The organism is Streptomyces sp. 150FB, assembly GCF_000818195.1.
In the GTDB taxonomy this organism is placed as follows: Bacteria; Actinomycetota; Actinomycetes; order Streptomycetales; family Streptomycetaceae; genus Streptomyces.
This window is the reverse complement of sequence record NZ_JTHL01000001.1, coordinates 8,548,538-8,563,834: the sequence shown is the minus strand read 5'-3', so window position 1 is coordinate 8,563,834 and position 15,297 is coordinate 8,548,538. Positions and strand designations below refer to the sequence as shown.

The window sequence follows — 15,297 nt, the reverse complement described above, 5'->3', positions numbered from 1 at the left end:
GACCCCGTCGCCGCCCACGGCGCCCGCCGCCGGTCCGTCGCGCCGGCGTCTGATCGGCGGCGTCGGAGCCCTGGCCGTCGCGGGCGTGCTGGGTGGCTCGCTGGCGTACGCGCTCAGCGACCGCGGCACGTCCCCGGCGGGCGGGAGCGGGCGGACCATCTGGACGCACGCCCTGCGCGGCGAGAGTGTGGAGCAGATCACCGCGACGGCCGACACGCTCCTCCTCGGCCGGCCGCTCGGCCCCCTCCAGGCCCTGGCGACGGGCACCGGAAAGACCCGATGGACGCACCCCGGGCAGGTTGCCCGCCTGGCGCACTCCGGTACCGCCGTTCTCCTCCTCGGCGACGACCGGTTGAAGGCCCTCGACGGCAACAGCGGCCGGACCCTCTGGTCCGTGGCCGCAGGGCACCCGGTCATGGGCCCGGACGGCATGGGTCTCGCCGTCGCGGGCGACGCCGCGGTCACCGCCATTGTGCAGTACACCGCCGATGGATCCAGCCGCGCGGTGGTCGCGGCGCGGGGCGTGGCCGACGGAAAGCAGCGGTGGAGCACCGCGCTCCCCGGCCTGCTGGCAGGGGGCACCGTCTCAACGCTCGCCCTGGTGGCCTCCCCGAAGGTGGTCCTCGTGACCGCGTACGAGACATCGGGGCAGGTGCCGTCGGCGAGCGCGCCGCGCGGCAGCGTGTTCGCGCTCGCCACGGACACCGGCAAGGAGTTGTGGCGCACCCGCCTGAACATCGCGGGCCCCTTCGGCGGTCGAGCCGTGGCCGGCGACAGCGTCGTGGTGGGCTGGGCCGACATCAACGCGTACTTCTACGCGTTCGACGCGATGAGCGGCAAGCAGCGCTGGCGCGCCCCACTGGTCGAGGACGGCACGCTCTCCCTTGGCGTCGACGCGGACACTGTCTACTTCTGCGGCGCGCGCCACGCGGAGCCGGGCGGCAGCAACACCAACCAGGCCGTGTACGCCCTCGACCTGGCCACCGGCGGGCAGCGGTGGAGCGCGAACGAGCAGATATACGGCGAGACGTGGGGGCCGGTGGGCGACGTGGTGCTGGTCACCGGGGCGTCCAGCGGAGGCATCTGGGCGCTGGACGCCCGCACGGGCAAGGCCGCCTGGTCCATCGCGGACATGCCCAGACCCACGGTGCTCGCGGCCACCGGCACCACGGCGTTCCTGGTCGCCGGTGGCGATGACAACGGCAACAACCAGACGGTTCACGCCTTGCGCGTCACCGACTGAACAGCCGCCGACGCGCCCCTCGAGAGGTTGCTCAGGACTCATCGGCCCTACTGGCGGCGGGCCTTGGCCCCGGCCGCGGTGTCCTGCTGGTGCGCCCGGCGGGACACCGCGCGGTCCCTGACCTTCTCGATCGTCTGCTCGACGGTCTCGCCGGGCAGGTCGTCGACGCTTCTGCCGACCGGCTACGCGGCGGCCCTCGCCGCCGTGACGGGGCAGGCCGACAAGGCAGGCTGCACGAGATCGACCGGAGGCGCTTCGAGCGACTCGTATCCCTATGAGAAATACCGCCGTCTCAAAAGAACGCAAGCTGAGCAGCCAGGCGATCCGGTTCAGCGCAACTCCTGTGGCATCCCCAAGCCGCGCGGGAATAGAGTTCCCATGGACTCCGCATGGACTCCGCAGACGGTTGGAGAAAGGAGGCGCGGGGATCGGTCCGGCGTGGCATGCTCGCGGGTCGCCAGTGGGCGGAAGCAAAGGAGCAGAAAATTGCTGGGGACAATTCTCGGGTCAACATTTCGCTGGATCCAGCCGAACGGGTGGGAATTCGATCCGGTGTATATGGGTCCGGATACGATTGACTACACCGTGAAGCACGGTCCCCATGCGGGACGTCACGCGGTGCAGAGGATTTTCTTTCACCGCGTCGCTCCGGGCATCGAACTGACCTCGTGGTACGAGGAAGTAGGTACCGTCGTCAGCGTCATCTGGTACCTCGAATCCCAGACCAGCCACCGGTTCGCAGCGCTGCCCGCGTGGGCCGGCGACGACTACTCCGTCCTGGTGGGAGACAACCAGGACCCGGAGTACATCGACCGTGTCCGCATGCTCGCCCAGAGCAATCCTGACGGCCCTCGCAACCTGCTGTGGGACGACGGCTATTTCGAACTGAGCTGAACAGGCCACCCCTATGCCGCACTTCTTTCCCCTGACGGAATTCACCGAAGGTCGTCGTTCTTCTCGGCCCCCACGTTCCAACCGGTTGGCGGGTGTATGAGCGCTTCCCTGGTCCCGGCGATTCTCGGCCTGGTAGGCACAGTAGGCTATCTGGTCGTCTTCGGTGCCCTTCATATCGTTCCCTCCGGATACCATCCGATCCACAATGCCGTCAGCGACTACGGCATCGGCCGCTACGCCATGCTGTTCCGCACAGGGCTGTGGCTGTCGTCAGCGGGTGTGCTGCTGCTGGCTGTCGCCCTCGCGCTCAAGCCCGGCGTTCCGCCGCTGTCCAACGGCGATTTGGTGTACCTGTTCCTGGTCCCGCCGCTGCGAGTGGCCATGTCACTTTTCCCCACCGACCTGGAAGGCCGGCCGCTCACCCGCAAAGGCGCACTGCACTACCTTTTCGCCGTCGCGTCCTTCGCCTTCACCTACGCGGCCATCTCCGGCATGACCTCGCCTCTTGAAGACGTGTCGCCCTGGGGGTCCGCGCACGGTCTTCTTTCGGTGCTGCGCTGGATCGTGCTGATCTCGCTGATCCTGCTGGTGGTGACTCTCATGCCGCGGCTCCGACGGGTCTTCGGACTCTTCGAGCGGCTGTTCCTGGTCAGCACCAACGCATGGTTCGTGACTGTCGGTGTGTGCCTGGCCATCGCGTCGGCCTGAGCACCGGCGTCGCCACACTCCTTGACTGCCTGTCACAAGCGGGACAGACTGCCGCGCGTGACAACGATGTCACGAGCGCGCGCACAGCCGGCGCGGAGAGTGACACAGCGGAAACAGGAGGTCCGGGGTGCATCGGCGAACAGGCAGATGGATCGGGTACCGGGGATACGCGAGATTCGGCATCGCGGCGGTGGTGCTGGCGGCGTCCGTGGCCGGCGTCCCGTCGGCGGTCGCGACGGCACGGTCAGGACCGGCGCACGTGGCGCTGGTGTCCGACCCGACCGGCTACGTAGATCCCATGATCGGCACCAAGAAGGGCGTCGACTGGGAGAACACGTTCCCCGGCGTGACGGCGCCGTTCGGAATGATGCAGTTCAGTCCTGACACCACGTCAGGACCCACTGGCTACTCGTACGACGACAACGCGATCAAAGGCTTCAGCCTGAACCACTTCTCCGGCGGGTGCTCGTCGTTCGGCGACATACCCATCCTGCCGGTCACCGGCGCGGTCGGCGACAACCCCGCCGCCCGCACCGAGCACTTCTCGCACGCCGACGAGCACGCCGCGCCCGGTTCGTACGCGGTCAAGCTGACCGACTCGAACGTGACGGCGAACCTTGGCGCCACCACCCGCACCGGGATCGCCTCGTTCACGTACCCGTCCAGCAGCCAGGCGCAGGTCCTGGTCAAGTCGGGCACCAGCCTCGGCGGCGATCTGTCCGCGCAGGTGAACGTGGTCAACGATCACGAGCTCAAAGGCACCACCACACCGCACGGGCTGTGCAACAACAGCAAGTACACGATGTACTTCGACATCACCTTCAACCGCCCGTTCACCGCGCATGGCACGTGGCAGGGCAGCAGCGTCACGCCCGGCTCGTCGAGCGCGACCGGTTCCGGTTCGGGCGCCTACCTGACCTTCGACACGTCCTCCAGCAGCACGGTGACCGCCAAGGTCGGCATGTCGTACGTGAGTACGGCGGGCGCCGCGGCCAACATGGCCTCCGAGATCCCCGGCTGGCGCGTCTCCCAGGTACAGGCCCAGGTCCGCGATGCCTGGCGCGACCTGCTGCGCAAGGTCGACGTCGGCGGCGCGTCCCCCGGCGAACTGACCACCTTCTACACCTCGCTGTACAGGTCGTTCCAGTCGCCGAGCGTCTTCAACGACGTGGACGGCCGCTACATCGGCTTCGACGACAAGATCCACAAGGTGCCGGCCGGGCACACCCAGTACGCGACCTTCTCCGACTGGGACATCTACCGGTCACTGGCGCCGTTGCAGACCATGCTGTACCCGCAGAAGGCCGGCGACATGGCCAACTCACTGCTGCGCGACGCCCAGCAGCAGGGCGGCTGGTGGCCGAAGTGGCCGTCGCAGAACATGACCGGCAACGTGATGAACGGCGACAACGGCGTCCCGCTGTTCGCCCAGTACGTCGCCTTCGGCGCCAAGGGCGTGAACATCCGTGACGCACTGCCCATCATGAAGAAGGGCGCGACCCAGTCGCAGGAGGTCGGCTGGGGCTGGACGGAACGGCCGGGGATCGAGGATTACGTCAAGCTCGGCTACGCGCCCAACAACGCGACCTCGCAGGGCGATCACGGACTGCAGGGCGCCTCGCAGACCCTGGAATGGTCCATCGACGACTTCGCCATCTCCCGGCTCGCCGCGGCGATCGGCGACCACAGGACCGAGGCCGAGTACGCCGAGCGCGGCAACAACTGGCAGAACATCTTCGACCCGGCCACCGGTTACCTGCGGCCGCGCGACGACAACGGCTCGTACCCGGCCGGCCCCGGCTTCCAGACACCGCCGGCCTCGGCCTTCGGCCAGGACGGCTACGACGAGGGCAACGCGGCCCAGTACAACTGGTCCGTCCAGCAGGACATGGCGGGCCTGGTCGCCGCGATGGGCGGCAAGGAGAAGGTGATCCCCCGGCTCGACGACTTCTTCAGCCAACTGAACGCGGGCGGCAACGCCCCGTACGACTGGGCCGGCAACGAGATCGACACCACCGCGCCCTGGGCGTACGACTACGTGGGCCAGCCGTGGAAGACCCAGGAGGTCACCCGGCGCATCGAGACGGAACTCTTCACGACAGCACCGGACGGGCTGCCCGGCAACGACGACAACGGGGCGCTGTCCTCCGAGTACGTATGGGCGGCGCTCGGCATGATCCCGGCGACCCCGGGCACCCCGACGCTCGCCCTCAGCAGCCCGCTGGTCAAGCGCGCCGTGATCAGCCTGGGCACCGGCCACACCGTAACGATCGACGCGCCCAGGGCCGCCGACAACGCGCCTTACGTCACCGGCATGAAGCTCGACGGGCGGTCGTACGAATCGACCGCGCTGCCCGCGTCGTTCGCCACGCGCGGCGGCAGGCTGGACATCGACCTCTCCACCCGCCCCGACACCCACTGGGCGACCGGTGCGAACGCCGCGCCCCCGTCGTACCGGACCGATGAGGTGCCGGCCATCGGCTACCTCACACCGACCGGTACCCAGGTGACCCCGGTCGGCACCAGTCTGCCGGGCACCGTGGGCGCCGCGACGCTCGCCGGGCACGCCGGTACGGTCCGCTGGACGGCCGCCTCGGACGTCGCCGGGGTGAGCGTGACCCCGTCGTCGGGCACGCTGAACCTCGCGCACGCCGCCACCGCCTCGGTGCCCGTCACGATCAAGGTCGCGGACGGCACGCCCTCGGGCTACCACCCGGTCAAGGTCAGCTTCCGTACCGCCGACGGGAAGACACTGCCGGGCGGCGCGGTCGTGATGACCGTGCCGGCCACCGACGGCACCGCCACCGCCTGCGACACACTGGGCACCACCGACACCGAATGCGGGCTGCGGCTGCGTGACAACGGCGACGGTCACACCACTCCGGTCACCGTGGGCGGCCGGTCCGGACGGTCCACGACGGACGGTTCGCCGTTCGAGTACTTCGACATCGACAACACCATTGTTCCAGGAGGCAGTTACCACGCGACGGTGACGATCGACTACTACGACCACGGCACCGGTGACTGGAGCCTGCAGTACGACGCCACCGGCAACGCCTACAAGTCGACCGCTCCGGTGGCCAAGACCGGCACCGACACGTGGAAGACCGCGACGTTCACGGTGGACGACGCGGCCTTCCACAACGGTGAGAACGCCGGGACGGACTTCCGCGTCGCGAACAGCGGCGACCCCGGCACCCTCGGCCGCGTCCACGTCGCGGTCAGCGGTGACAACGTCCTCGCGCTCCATCTCTGCCCCGCCGACAACTGACGGACCAGGCGCCGCCGGCTGCCCACGGGGCATCCGGCGGCGCCGTTCCGCCGGACTCCGGCGCGGCCGGTCGGGCGGAGCCGGGGACAGTGCGGGGCTCGAATGCGAGCGATCGGAAGGGCACACCACTACCCCACCTCGATGATCTCAGTCCCGGCGGCTCCTTGAGAAGGGGCAGCGCGTGCGCCCACTCCGCGTTGTCCCAGGTCAACGTTTCCGGCGGGTGGGGCCCCCCGGCCACACCACACCGAGTGGTGGCCCGGCATACTCGTGTCAGCGCCGTGATCCCGCGCATCGTCGTCGAACAGGCCAAAGGCATCCTCGCCGAACGCTGGAATGTCAGCCCGGATCTCCGATTGCGCCCGCCAGCTCATCGACCACACCCTCGACCCCCATGACATCGCACATCCGTCACCTGGCTCCTGCGGCTGCGCCGCGGGCACCGAAAAATATCGCGCTGACCGTGCCATTACCGGTTGGTCACCTGGTGGTGGGGACCCGGCACCGAGGTACGCCGGGGAACATGTTGCTGAAGTTCGTCGAGCAGACGCCCGATGTCGGTGACGAGCGACCCGCGCAGGGCCGTAAGTGCTGGTGATGCAATTTGCTGGGTGTGGTTGCCGACCTCCAGCGCTTGACACCGGGTGCCGGCTTGACGCAGAGCATCTTCGAGCTCGGCAGGGTCGTGCTGTTGCCGCAGGACCTGCTTCAGGATGCCGGCGATTCGGCCCAGCAGCTCGCTGAAGGGATCGAGGAACTCCCGTGGCATGGCGCCGTATTCACCGTCGTGGGTGGCATAGGAAAGACTGCGGACGATGGACTGGACGTGCCACAGGGACCGGTCGACGAGAGTGATGGCCCAAGGGGTCCGGGTCAGCAGGTCAGCGGCCCCGGAACGTGCCCGGCGTGGGTTGAACCGGGAGTTCTCGCTCTCGTGGTCGATGACAGCCCGGGCGCGAGCAGTCCCGGCGGAAGTCGAAGCGCACTGACGCATCCAGTCATCCAGATCCTTTTTCTCAAGGCTTTCCTCTCGCGCCGTGGCGGCTGCGATGGAGGTGAGGACCTCCTGGGCTTGCGCGGAGAGTGCCTCAACGGCCCGTTCGGATCGGCCGGCGCGCCGGGCCGGCGCGAGGAAAAAGTGCAGGGTGATCGCGCAGACTGCGCCCAGGCCCACGGAAGCAACCAGGTGGCCGATATACGCGAGACTGCCATGACCTGCGGAGAACGCGAAAATACCGATCACGGACACCTGCGTGCCCTGATACCCCAGGCGCTGCGTCCTGCCGATCGCCAGGGCACAGAGAATCAGTACCGCCAGGCTCCAGGCGTGAACACCGACCGTCGCGCCCAGCCCTGCTGCCAGGGCCGTGCCCAGGAGCATGGCACCCAGGTACTGAACGCAGTCACGGAACGACTTGTAGAGCGTGACCTGCAGTATCAACAGCGCGGTGAAGGGCGCGAAGGTGGTCACCGTCGACGGCAACAGCCCTTTGGCCAGAGACCAGGCGGCAACCGCCGCCACGACACCTTTCGTCTGGAGCAACAGGTCGTCACGCTCGGGGCCGGACGAGACTGCCCCCCGGGCACAGTAACGGACGGAATCCGCACACCAGCGCACCAACGGCCCGACGCCTCGTAGGTCTCTCAGCACACGCGGACCGCACCGTCGCGAAGAGCGCCTCTTGAGTTCGTGGACCCGATAGCGATCCACGACGGATACGATCCAGCAGATATCCCCGTTCCAGCGCGGCTCGGCCTCGTCATTCTTCGTTCTACTTGCCGGCCTGCCCATGGCGTCGCTGTCATTGTTTGAGAAATGAACAGCTTTCCGGCTGTCCGCGAACAAGTAGAGTAAACGCACCACCGGTCAGGGAAACCTGTGCGGATGGAAAATGGAACCGTATCGAGTTCGGACGCATGACTACGGATCCGTGGGGCAGACGGCTGCCTGGAGGTTGATAACTATGGTTCCCCTGCTACTTGTTCTTCTGCTCGCCCTGATCCTTTTCGGTGCGGGCTTCGCACTTCAGGCACTCTGGTGGATCGCGATCGTCGTCCTGGTCGTCTGGGTGCTCGGTTTCCTGATCCGCCCCGCGGCGAGCGGCGGCAAACGTGGCCGCTGGTATCGCTGGTAAGTGCACATAATCGCTGTGCAGAAGTGTGGGGTGGACCCGGATTTCCTCCGGGTCCACCCCACACTTCTGCACGTCACTTCTGCACGCCGAAAGCGTCGCACGCCGCGCTCGCACCATTCCGGGGTAGGAGGTCCGCGTGACCGGGACGGCTGCCGTGCAGCGCCGGGAACCACGCTTCCATCACGGTAAACACCTCGGTCCGCCCTTCGGAAATATGTTCACCGAAATCATGCATGCGGTCAGAATCGATGGGCACGCGAAGAGTCAGGAAGTACTTCCCGCTTTTCGGGAGGTAGTTATTCGCTCCTATGAATCGTCAATGAGGGAGAACTTTTATGAGTAACAGCATCTGGGGCTACCAGCCGACGACCGGCCACTCCACGGGAGCCGATCTGACCGGTTACAAGGTCGAGGCGACCGACGGCAGTATCGGCAAGGTCGACAAGCACTCCGATGAGGTCGGTTCCTCGTACCTGGTGGTCGACACCGGCGTATGGATCTTCGGAAAGCACGTACTGCTGCCCGCCGGCACCGTCAGCCGCATTGACACCGACGACAAGTCGATTCACGTCGACAGGACCAAGGAACAGATCAAGAACGCACCCGAGTTCGACAAGGACAAGCACACCACGGACACGGGCTATCACGAGCAGGTCGGCGGCTACTACGGCGATCACCGCGCCTGACGCACCCATGCGAGAGGGGACCCAAGCCATGGCTTGGGTCCCCTCTCGCATGGGTGCGGCCGTCGGCCCGTACCGCTTCCACCTCCGTTGGTCATGCTGGTGCACGGGTTCGGCCGTGACCACAACAGGTGGCGCCTGTGGGCGCGCCCGCGCCGGCCTAGGACTACCGGGTGGTGCTGTTCGACTACGCCGGTTCGGGACGCTCTGATCTGTCCGCAGGCTCGGAGGGTTACGCGTGGCTCGAAGGCTCGCGCAGGATGTGCTGGAGATCTGCCATGAGCGAACCCTCGGACTGGGGGAGATCGTTATTGCGCGAGCCCTGTGTCAGGCGTCTACGTTCGCCGCGGTGATCAGTGCGATGACGTGTGTGCCGGCCGGCAGCCTTGCCTTAGGGGCTGTACGGACTTCCCGGGCGCCGTGCAGTGGACGATGCCCCTCGCCGTAGCGAACTCCACCCGGATGACTCCTCTGCGTTCCCCCACCGGGCTGCCCAGGGCGGGAGCGGCTCCACCGGACGCGATCGCACTCGTGCTCCGTGACCGGCTGATGGAGGTTTCTGTCGACCCTCAACTCCCGCCCAGCCGATGACGACAGCGCAGCCTCACGGCAACCGCACTTCGGTGGAGAAGACCGTCGCCGCCGCCGTGAGCCGCAGCTCCTCCAGCGTGTCAATCTGATCGCGCGCCCGACTCAGCAGGCCCCGCAATTGCACTTCGTCCAGATGGGCCTCCCCCGGAGCCAGCACGAGCAGCAATCGCCAGATCAGTGTTTTCCCCTCCACCCCCAGCCGCAGCGTCTCCAGCTCGACGACTGTGCTCAGCCCGGAGCGCCGGTAGAGGACCCCGTTCGGTTTCAGGCGCCCCAGCCTCTCGGCCGCCCAGCCGCCGTAGATCTTGTAGCGGCGTGTGGGCACACCAAGGGCCTCCATGATGTCGAGCAGGCTCTGCCGGTCCTGGTCGATCTCCTCAGCGATGCGCTCCAGCTCGGCCCCGCGCACCGAGTGGCGGTGCTGGTGGGCGATACGTCGCGCGAGCTCGATGCCGAAGGTGGAACCGGCCAGGTGGTCGTTCAGGTAGATCCCGAGCTTGTCGCTAAGCATCGTGAGTCCTCTCTCGGTCGTCTTTGCGATCTTCCCGGCTGCGAGACGTCATCGCGTCATGCTCCGCACCGCGACAGCAAACCGCGAGACAGCAGAAGCGTCCGGGTGCAATGCCGCTACATGCCCCAATTGGCCCCGGAGCCGACTCACTGGAGAGGCTGTGCGGTTGGTCAAAGCCCCCTCGGGCAGCAGGGCCGTGCCCATCCGTGGCCGCCTCGGGAGTTTGGCGCCGGTCCGTCGTCCCGCATGAGGTGGGCCCCCTGTACGACCTCACCGCCCTGCTGCTTCATGCGGCGGTCCCGGTGCACGCGACCGATCGTCAGGACGCCGAGCGCCGCTGGAGCAGACATACACCCGCATCAGGAAGGCAGCACCGGCCTACCGGAGTGACATCGGAGCCGTGTCCTGGCTCCTACATCACGCCCGCTGGATTCCGCACTCGCACGACGAGAGTGTGACCGCACCCGGGTCCCGTGCGGGGCCGACGCGCAGAGCCTCAACCGACCAGTGGCCCTGCACGGGTTCGGCCAGGAGCGGGGCGAAGGCCGGGGCCCGGGGGCTGCGAAGACGGTCAAGCATCCACCACGGCTGCGGTCCGCAAGCGCCCCACGGCGGTGTCGACCTCCACGCGGAGTCCGCGGCAGCATCTGGTTCGCCGACCGTATCCGTTTAAAGCCGTTGAACCGCCCGCCCTGCTGTAGGCAGGATCAACTCTGTGGACACCTACCTGGAGACCGAGCGCCTGACCCTGCGCCACTTCACTGCCGACGACGCGGACTTGCTGATCGAGTTGGACAGCGACGCCGCGGTGATGCGCTATCTGACCGGGGGCGATCCGACCGCCCCGGAGATTGTCCGCGAGCGCCACCTGCCGGGCATCATCGCCGGCTACGAGAGGTGGGGCGGCGATCTTGGACTGTTCGCCGCGCACGAGAAGGACGGTGGCGCGTTCGTCGGCTGGTTCTGCCTACGTCCCGAGCGGCAGGGCCCGCTGGACGAGGTCGAACTTGGCTACCGGCTGCGGCAGGCGGCTTGGGGTAAGGGTTACGCCACCGAAGGCTCGCGGGCTTTGCTGCGCAAGGCGTTCACAGGGCTCGGTGTACGCATGGTCTGGGCTGAGACGATGGCCGTGAACGAGGGTTCGCGCAACATCATGCAGAAGCTCGAAATGACGCTCGCGGACACCATCCCCACTCCCTCCGACATGGAGATGATCGAGGGCTCCGAGCACGGGGGCGTACGGTACGAGATAACCAAGGAACAGTGGGAGCAACACTAGCCACTGCGCGAACGGCCGTTCCGCATCCCGCATCCACGCCCACTGGAACCGGTAGGTGGACGGCAGAGGTCGCCCCAGCAGGGCCGAAGAGTTCTCAGGCTTCAAGATCGAGTAGTTGGACTGACCTCGCGCCAGGGCAGATGCCGCCACTGTCGGCGGCAATGACGTGCTGGGGCATGGCAGGCCATGGGAATCGCCCGCCAGCACCCCGCGCCACCCGTCGTCGGCGACAAACCCAACACCCCGGTGACCGCCCCGCCTTCGGCCAACACCTCCGACCTCGGCAAGACCCAGCCCCCTGCCTTGCCGACGTCGGAACCCGTGAAGGTAAGCATCCCGGCAATCAAGGTCTCTTCGGCACTTGAGAGTTTGGGGCTGGACGAGCACCAAGCGATGGAGACCCCCAAGGACCCGGCCAAGGCAGGCTGGTACCAACCGGGTCCCACTCCCGGAGCCGAGGGGCCCGCCGTGATCGCAGGCCATGTCACCTACAACGGCATACCGGGAGTCTTCTTCAAACTCGCCGAACTCAACCCCGGCAACCGTATCGAGGTGACACGCGAAGACCGACGGGTCGCAGTCTTCACCGTGGAGCGGATCGCCACATACGCGAAGGACCACTTCCCGACTGTCGAGGTCTACCGCAACCTCGACCACGCCGGACTCCGGCTGATCACCTGCGGCGGCACTTATTCCAAGGCTGAGCACCGATACGCCGACAACGTCGTGGTCTACGCCTCGTTGACGTCGACCCGATAGCCAGGGCAACCTCGCGCCCGGAAGCATGGCCCAGACCATGTACCGAGGAGGCTGCCGAAAGAGTCCTCGCCGCCGCACCGCCAAGCGACCCAGGCGTGTAAGCGTGGCTTGAGGACCTGTACGGGGTTATGACTTGAGCCGGCGCCCGGTCCTGTGTTCGTGGTAGAAGCAGCCGACGAGTGCGCCGCTGTACACGACGAAGCCCGCACCGACCAGCCACGACTGAAGAACCAGTACGGTCCCGAACGGACCGTAGGTCACCGCGCTTGAGGCGATCAGCGGCGAGAAGACGATCCGGGAGAAGAACCTCAGGCCAATCAGTCCCAGGGTTGTCGCGACAGCACCAGGGAACAGTGAGCCCTTTCCAACCTGGTGGTGGGGGCGGTTGGCGCCAGGAACTTCGCGATGCCTGTCCATCCGTCTGCGCAATGCTCTCAAGGGCTTCCGCGCCGTAGCCACCCGATTCGACAAGAGGGCGTACATCTTCCATGGCAGCGTGAGCGTCGCTGCCATTCGCTTCTGGCTTCGCTCGTCCTTTAGAGCCGTCCGGCTTCGGCAAGGGCCACCAGGTCGTTCGCGGCCTCCTGGGAGCGGATGCGGATGGCTGCCGGGTCGGGGGCCGGTCCGCCGAGCAGGGCGGTGTCCACGATCTCCCACTGGAGGAGGGCGGAGAAGACGTGGGCGGCCCGGGTGGGGTCGCTGACCTTGGAACGCAGCTTCGCCGGCCAGTGGGACAGGTGCCGCGTGAACAGGGCTATGCGTTCTCCCAGGATCTCCTGCTGGTAGCGGCGGCCGAGCTCGGGGAAGCGCTGCGCGTCCCGGGCCACCACCCTGAACAGGGCCAACTGCTGGTCGGACAGGATGTGTTGGAGAAGCTCGCAGCCCGCTTCCGTCAGTCCCTCCAGCGGCGGCAGATTCAGCCATAGCGGGTCCGAGGTCTGCGCGGAGGTCTCGCAGGCCTCCTGGATGACCGCGACGAAGAGATCGTCCTTGCTGTCGAAGTGCCGGTACAGGGTGGTGATGGACACGCCTGCGCTCGCGGCGATGCGATTGACCGAGCTTCCGCCGTACCCCTCTTCGAGGAAGGCCGCGAGGGCAGCGTTGATGATCGCTTCGCGCTTGCGCGCCATCAGGCGCGCTTTGGGGTCGTTCTCGGCCCAGGTCCGCACGGTTCTTCCTCCAGTCTTGCGTCGACTTGACAGAGCATACGACAGTGATGACTATCGTGTCATACGAAAGTGATTGCTTTCGTAATGGGCAAGGAGCGACAGATGCGGAATACAGACACCTCGCGAGTGCTGGTCCTCGGGGCCACGGGCCGCATTGGATCGGCGGTCGTGAAGGCGCTGGAGGCGACACCTGGTCAAGCAGTCCCGGTGCGGGCCTCACGCAGCGAGACGACCGTCAAGCAGTGGATCAAGGAGGGGAGGGAAGCCGTCCGCATCGATCTCGATGACCCTGACACCTTCCCCGGTGCACTGGAGGGCATCGACCGGGTATTCCTGATGACCGGCTACACCGCGGCGATGAACCACCAGACCAAGACCCTGGTGGACGCTGCGGAGGACGCTGGCGTCACCTTCCTGGTGCACCTGGGCGTGTTCAGCGACAAACGCTCCACCGACCCGCACTTCGTCTGGCACGAACTGGTGGAGCGCTACATCGCCGGCTCCAGGCTTGCCTGGGCGAATGTGCATCCGCACGTGTTCATGGAGAACCTGCTGGGCATCAACCGGCTGCGCGACGGCCACATGGTGTGGCCGATGGGCGACAAGCAGGTCGGCTGGATCGCCGGCGACGACATCGCAGCGGTCGTGGCCAAGGTTCTGACCGAAGGCCCCAAGACGCATTCGGGCAAGGACTACTACCTGTCCGCCGATCTCCTCAACGGCGCTGAGGTGGCCGAGGTGCTCACCGCCGCCCTCGGCCGGGAGATCCCGGCGCTGGTCCTGACCCCGGACGATCTGCAACGCATGATCGACGCCGGGCTGGACGCCGCGCCCGCCGACATGGACGCCGCGTACGCAGCCAGCACACTGATCTGGGCACGACAGACCTACGAGGGCCGTTTCGACTACTCCGCAGTCACCACCAGCACCGTCCAGAACCTGCTCGGCCGCGAGCCCATCCACCTCGGCTCATGGGCCACCACACACCGCCAGGAACTGCTCAACCAGCTCTCCTGACAGCTACGGCAGAGTTCGTGCAACGCGGGCGTCGCTGTGCCCGCCACGACCGCGCGGCCGGCTTCATTCGACCACCGGGCCCACAGCGGCGATCGGCCAGTCGTCGCGCAGCGCGTGGCGTTCGATGTTGTACTCCTGCGGGTAGTGGCATTCCGGGGTGCTCAGCCACAGGTGCAGGTGCGCCATGGTCCCGATCACCGGTTGCGTGTTGTGCACCGTGATCGAGCGGTTGAAGGCGCCGGCCACGGCGGCGAGCTGCGGCGTCCCGTCCGAGCCGTTCCATCTCGTACACCGTGAAGATGACCTGGCAGTGCGGGGCGTGCGCCTTGATCTCCCTCGCTGCGGTGAGCGCGGCCTCGAACTTCGGGCGGACCCGGGGCCGTGCCCACCGTCAGGGCGAGTGCCGGCGTCGCGGACGTCATGATCTTTCGCATGGCCGGTCAAACGACCGCCGTCGAACAATCCACCGTGCACGGCCGTGCGGACCTCAACGGACACCTGCCGGTACAGCGGCGAGAAGTACCCGCCCCGGTCACCGGTGCGGCCGGCCTCCCGCACAACCCCGGCAAGCCCTTCCACGACATCGTCGATGTTCTCTGCCACCATGCCCGACTCCCGTCTCGCGGTGCCCTCCTTCAGCCCGCACTCTGGCCGCTGTCCGCAGATGATCACAGCCTCGTCCTGCACCGCACACCGGGGAGCGCCCCGCCCTACCAGGCCGGACACCCCCAGCCGCGACGCGCTCACCTGGTGACACTCCACCGGAGACAAGGCCCTTGGACCCGCCGGCGCTTGCCGCCGATCCCGGCCCCAAGGCGAAGCGGACGGAGACCTGCATGTCGTCCTCTGAGCATCCGGGACACGCGGCCCGTCCCCAGACTGCCCGCGAGGTCAGCCGAGCGCCGGCCACTCTGACCGCCGGAGACTTCATCGTCTCGGCGTCATGCCCCTCGCCGGGAGTGTCGGGCAGGTGGTTCCGCCCAGCCCCACGGCTCCTACGCCTTGGGGATGTTGGAGGGACCTTCCCGTGAGCGGCA

The 15,297-nt window shown here is 67.2% G+C and carries 14 protein-coding genes and 3 pseudogenes; 11 read left to right on the top strand and 6 right to left on the bottom strand.

What is annotated here, in order from left to right; all coding sequences use genetic code 11:
* The 4 genes from QR77_RS47160 to QR77_RS36725 all read left to right on the top strand — a co-directional run.
* Positions 1-1,243: PQQ-binding-like beta-propeller repeat protein (locus QR77_RS47160; protein WP_160310992.1), on the top strand; the 1,243-nt coding region annotated here is incomplete at its 5' end.
* 486 nt (positions 1,244-1,729) lie between these two features.
* Positions 1,730-2,137, top strand: coding sequence for a phenolic acid decarboxylase (locus QR77_RS47155; protein ID WP_160310991.1), 408 nt, complete (start codon positions 1,730-1,732; stop codon positions 2,135-2,137).
* Between the two features lie 96 nt (positions 2,138-2,233).
* Positions 2,234-2,845: a DUF998 domain-containing protein gene (locus QR77_RS36730; protein WP_040026299.1), complete on the top strand. Its 612-nt coding sequence runs from the start codon at positions 2,234-2,236 to the stop codon at positions 2,843-2,845.
* Positions 2,846-2,972: 127 nt separating this feature from the next.
* Positions 2,973-6,116 (top strand): GH92 family glycosyl hydrolase, encoded by a 3,144-nt coding sequence (locus tag QR77_RS36725; protein WP_236710957.1) that lies wholly within the window; start codon positions 2,973-2,975, stop codon positions 6,114-6,116.
* Positions 6,117-6,585: 469 nt separating this feature from the next.
* Here the strand turns inward: QR77_RS36725 and QR77_RS36720 are convergent, their stop codons facing one another.
* Positions 6,586-7,638: an aromatic acid exporter family protein gene (locus tag QR77_RS36720; RefSeq protein WP_052489338.1), complete on the bottom strand. Its 1,053-nt coding sequence runs from the start codon at positions 7,636-7,638 to the stop codon at positions 6,586-6,588.
* A 442-nt stretch (positions 7,639-8,080) separates the two neighbouring features.
* Between QR77_RS36720 and QR77_RS36715 the strand changes: the two genes are divergently transcribed.
* The gene (locus QR77_RS36715; protein ID WP_040026297.1) at positions 8,081-8,251 is read left to right on the top strand and encodes a hypothetical protein; all 171 of its coding nucleotides are present in this window, start codon (positions 8,081-8,083) and stop codon (positions 8,249-8,251) included.
* Between the two features lie 73 nt (positions 8,252-8,324).
* Here QR77_RS36715 and QR77_RS47150 read toward each other — a convergent pair whose 3' ends face one another.
* On the bottom strand, positions 8,325-8,486 hold the full coding sequence (locus QR77_RS47150; protein ID WP_160310990.1) for a hypothetical protein: 162 nt from the start codon (positions 8,484-8,486) through the stop codon (positions 8,325-8,327).
* Between the two features lie 100 nt (positions 8,487-8,586).
* Here QR77_RS47150 and QR77_RS36710 point away from each other — a divergent pair, with 100 nt between their 5' ends.
* A complete protein-coding gene (locus QR77_RS36710) occupies positions 8,587-8,937 on the top strand; it encodes a PRC-barrel domain-containing protein (protein ID WP_040026295.1) in 351 nt (116 codons plus the stop codon).
* 93 nt (positions 8,938-9,030) lie between these two features.
* Positions 9,031-9,211 (top strand): annotated as a pseudogene (locus QR77_RS49525) (alpha/beta hydrolase); the annotation flags it as partial.
* Between the two features lie 327 nt (positions 9,212-9,538).
* On the opposite strand, the gene QR77_RS36705 reads toward QR77_RS49525, so the two are convergent.
* A complete protein-coding gene (locus QR77_RS36705; protein WP_040026293.1) occupies positions 9,539-10,036 on the bottom strand; it encodes a hypothetical protein in 498 nt (165 codons plus the stop codon).
* A gap of 715 nt (positions 10,037-10,751) precedes the next feature.
* Here QR77_RS36705 and QR77_RS36700 point away from each other — a divergent pair.
* Complete coding sequence (locus QR77_RS36700; protein ID WP_040026292.1) at positions 10,752-11,315, top strand: GNAT family N-acetyltransferase; 564 nt, start codon at positions 10,752-10,754, stop codon at positions 11,313-11,315.
* A gap of 186 nt (positions 11,316-11,501) precedes the next feature.
* Positions 11,502-12,074: a class F sortase gene (locus tag QR77_RS36695; protein ID WP_040026291.1), complete on the top strand. Its 573-nt coding sequence runs from the start codon at positions 11,502-11,504 to the stop codon at positions 12,072-12,074.
* A 126-nt stretch (positions 12,075-12,200) separates the two neighbouring features.
* Here the strand turns inward: QR77_RS36695 and QR77_RS49520 are convergent.
* A pseudogene (locus QR77_RS49520) lies at positions 12,201-12,431 on the bottom strand (ribonuclease BN); the annotation flags it as partial.
* A gap of 70 nt (positions 12,432-12,501) precedes the next feature.
* Between QR77_RS49520 and QR77_RS45570 the strand changes: the two are divergent.
* A pseudogene (locus QR77_RS45570) lies at positions 12,502-12,603 on the top strand (IS5/IS1182 family transposase); the annotation flags it as partial.
* 7 nt (positions 12,604-12,610) lie between these two features.
* Here the strand turns inward: QR77_RS45570 and QR77_RS42580 are convergent.
* Positions 12,611-13,243, bottom strand: coding sequence for a TetR/AcrR family transcriptional regulator (locus QR77_RS42580; RefSeq protein WP_052489337.1), 633 nt, complete (start codon positions 13,241-13,243; stop codon positions 12,611-12,613).
* Positions 13,244-13,345: 102 nt separating this feature from the next.
* On the opposite strand from QR77_RS42580, the gene QR77_RS36680 reads away from it, so the two are divergent.
* The gene (locus QR77_RS36680; protein ID WP_160310989.1) at positions 13,346-14,260 is read left to right on the top strand and encodes an NmrA family NAD(P)-binding protein; all 915 of its coding nucleotides are present in this window, start codon (positions 13,346-13,348) and stop codon (positions 14,258-14,260) included.
* Positions 14,261-14,323: 63 nt separating this feature from the next.
* Here QR77_RS36680 and QR77_RS46180 read toward each other — a convergent pair whose 3' ends face one another.
* Complete coding sequence (locus QR77_RS46180; protein WP_040026288.1) at positions 14,324-14,506, bottom strand: hypothetical protein; 183 nt, start codon at positions 14,504-14,506, stop codon at positions 14,324-14,326.
* Positions 14,507-15,297 lie beyond the last annotated feature (791 nt).

Coding starts and splice junctions, on each gene's coding strand:
- QR77_RS36730 (WP_040026299.1), top strand. CDS start 2,234: ATGAGCGCTTCCCTGGTCCCGGCGATTCTCGGCCTGGTAGGCACAGTA.
- QR77_RS36715 (WP_040026297.1), top strand. CDS start 8,081: ATGGTTCCCCTGCTACTTGTTCTTCTGCTCGCCCTGATCCTTTTCGGT.
- QR77_RS47150 (WP_160310990.1), bottom strand. CDS start 8,486: ATGCATGATTTCGGTGAACATATTTCCGAAGGGCGGACCGAGGTGTTT.
- QR77_RS36710 (WP_040026295.1), top strand. CDS start 8,587: ATGAGTAACAGCATCTGGGGCTACCAGCCGACGACCGGCCACTCCACG.
- QR77_RS36705 (WP_040026293.1), bottom strand. CDS start 10,036: ATGCTTAGCGACAAGCTCGGGATCTACCTGAACGACCACCTGGCCGGT.
- QR77_RS36695 (WP_040026291.1), top strand. CDS start 11,502: ATGGGAATCGCCCGCCAGCACCCCGCGCCACCCGTCGTCGGCGACAAA.
- QR77_RS36680 (WP_160310989.1), top strand. CDS start 13,346: ATGCGGAATACAGACACCTCGCGAGTGCTGGTCCTCGGGGCCACGGGC.